At 53.0% G+C, this 2,375-nt stretch carries 4 protein-coding genes; 1 reads left to right on the forward strand and 3 read right to left on the reverse strand.

Annotation, left to right across the window (positions count from 1 at the left end; translation table 11 throughout):
* Nucleotides 1-216 precede the first annotated feature (216 nt).
* Complete coding sequence (locus H5U02_15120; protein MBC7343751.1) at nt 217-972, forward strand: DUF72 domain-containing protein; 756 nt, start codon at nt 217-219, stop codon at nt 970-972.
* A gap of 162 nt (nt 973-1,134) precedes the next feature.
* On the opposite strand, the gene H5U02_15125 is transcribed toward H5U02_15120, so the two are convergent.
* The 3 genes from H5U02_15125 to H5U02_15135 form a co-directional block, all read right to left on the reverse strand.
* On the reverse strand, nt 1,135-1,593 hold the full coding sequence (locus H5U02_15125) for a DUF86 domain-containing protein (protein MBC7343752.1): 459 nt from the start codon (nt 1,591-1,593) through the stop codon (nt 1,135-1,137).
* On the reverse strand, nt 1,586-1,957 hold the full coding sequence (locus tag H5U02_15130) for a nucleotidyltransferase domain-containing protein (GenBank protein ID MBC7343753.1): 372 nt from the start codon (nt 1,955-1,957) through the stop codon (nt 1,586-1,588). The genes H5U02_15125 and H5U02_15130 overlap by 8 nt, the downstream gene beginning before the upstream one ends.
* A gap of 144 nt (nt 1,958-2,101) precedes the next feature.
* Nucleotides 2,102-2,375 (reverse strand): ABC-2 transporter permease (locus tag H5U02_15135; protein ID MBC7343754.1); only part of this gene is annotated, 274 nt, incomplete at its 5' end.

The following is a 2,375-nucleotide window of genomic DNA, read 5'->3' on the forward strand; positions in this document are numbered from 1 at the left end:
ATGAAGAGACGATGGAGTGGCTGGGAGGAGAGTTCGACCCGGAAGCGTTCGATTTAGAACGCATTAACTGGGAGCTCAAGCGCCTGAGGCTGAAGTAATATCGGCGGTTTTGGCCGGCATGGGGGTCTGCTTTTATACTTTGGCAGCAGGATTTTCGTCGGCAGAGCGAAAGTATTTTAAACGGGTCCCAAAAGCCCTGGATTATGGTGAGGTAACATGGCGCGTCTTTACCTTGGCACCAGCGGCTACAATTATTCCCACTGGCGAGGCGTTTTCTATCCCCAGGGCCTACCTGGTACGGAATGGATCAGGTACTACGCTACCCAGTTTAACACCGTGGAACTAAACGTCACCTTTTACCGCTTGCCCCTGGCTAAGACCTTTGCCAACTGGTACGAACGCACGCCAGACTACTTTCGCTTTGCCATCAAGGGAAGCCGGCTCATCACCCATACCAGGCGCCTGGTGGAGGTACAAGACGTGACCCAAAACTTCTTTGATCGGGCCGCTGGGCTTAACGAAAAGTTGGGTGTGGTCCTGTGGCAATTGCCGCCCGGGTTTAAGGCCGACCTCAACCGGCTTTCCTCCTTCTGCGATTTGCTGTCCTCCCAGCCCGTGGCCAGGGATGCCCGCCACGCCTTTGAATTTCGCCACCAGAGCTGGTTTATACCAGAGGTCTATGACCTTCTGGCTCGCTACGGCTATGCGCTTTGTATCGCCGATGGCCCGCGCTGGCCCCAGGCTAGAGAGGTTACGGCCGACTTTGTCTACCTGCGCTTTCATGGTAGCCGCAGGCTCTATAGCTCCTGCTACAGCCCCGAGGAACTTTCTGCCTGGGCGGGGCATATCCAACGATGGCTAGCCGAAGGCCGCGACGTATATGCTTACTTTAACAATGACGTTGAAGGGCACGCCGTAGCCAACGCCCGGGAATTGCGAGTGGCAATATCACAGGCTGGTGGCAGTGAGTGACCGTCTTCCCGTCCTTTTCTGCAAGAACGGTGCCCGGGGGATGGCTGATATAAAATTGGAGAAGCCAACCAGGAAGAGCCAGGAGGAGGCCGCCTGCAAAGAAGTATGTGCTCATTGAAGTGGCAATAGTTGTGGCAAAAGCGATAACTTTGACAGAATAGCCTATGGCTGGTCTTCACCGCTTCTAGCCGTATCTAGCAAATGCTCGATGCTGCGGATAAATTCCCGCATGGTGGCAGCGGCGTTCTTGACAAAGGTAGCGATGGTTGGCCAGCGGATATCCAGATATTGGTGTGCAAGCACATTTCTCAGCCGAACCATGTCTGCTAACTTTTCAGCCAAGGCCACCGAGATGAATCCAGCTTCACCTAGCCGGATCATGACTTCTCGGTAGGTATCTGGCATGGGCAAGTCAGTGGCCGACAGGAGTACCTTGCCGATGTCGATAGTGGCGTTGACCACGTTTTCGGCCAACCGTTCAAGATTTCGCCGCCGGTCGCGATCGGAAATGTATTCAGCCTGGGTGATGGTTTTGAAATTGGGGAGGTCGGCCAGTTCTATCTCAAGGAAGTCTAGCCGGCGAACGATGGCATTGATCTGCTCAGCTGACAGTCTATGCACCCTGACCCCTCCGCTGCCTTAGCCGCCAAAAATCCAGTTGGAATTGGCGAAAATCCTCAGCCTCACGAGATTTCTCCAACATCAGCTCCAAGCGAAGCCTGGGATTCTTATCGACCAGGACCTTTCCTTTCATGGCTGCCCAGGCTACCCCCGCTGGCGCCTCATTCAGGACTATGAGGTCGACAGTTCGGTGAGAGCTATCCTCTAAGTAGTTCCAAATGGAAGTGACGTCATCCAGGGTATAAGGCGGGGCTAAATAGACGGCTATATCGATATCGGAGTTAGCCCACTGTTTCTTTTTAGCATAAGATCCGAACAAGAAGGCCAAGACCACCTTGGGGTGATCCTCAAGATACCGGACCATGCTGCCTTCCCAAGCTTCCGGCTGCACTTACCTTGCCTCCTTGGGGTCAATCCGCTAAGCTTACTATATCACAGGGGTACTTAGGGCAACAACTACTTCAGTTTCGGGCCCCGATTATGGCAGTCCAGCCACCCTCCCTTCTAGCTAGAATTCCTTGTTGGCGTAGATTCTTAGTGATAACGCCAGGGAAATCAGAAGCATGGCTAAGAGCAGAGCCGCCATGGCGCTGACTTGAAGCCAATCCGGAATCTTAGCCATCTCCACGATAAAGGTCTGAATCACTTGATCGCTAAAATGGGTCCTTAGGTATCCTACTAGAAAGCCGGGCAAGAAAAACATCAGCATGAACAAGACCATATTGACATATCTCATCTTTATGGAGCCGAACTTGAAATTAAGGGGAAGAGAAAACGAGCCG

Source organism: Clostridia bacterium (assembly GCA_014360065.1).
Lineage (GTDB): Bacteria > Bacillota > DSM-521 > Neomoorellales > JACIYF01 > JACIYF01.

Bases quoted from the DNA above. Each gene is read 5' to 3' on its own strand.
- H5U02_15130 (MBC7343753.1), bottom strand. From the start codon at position 1,957: ATGGTCCGGTATCTTGAGGATCACCCCAAGGTGGTCTTGGCCTTCTTG.
- H5U02_15120 (MBC7343751.1), top strand. From the start codon at position 217: ATGGCGCGTCTTTACCTTGGCACCAGCGGCTACAATTATTCCCACTGG.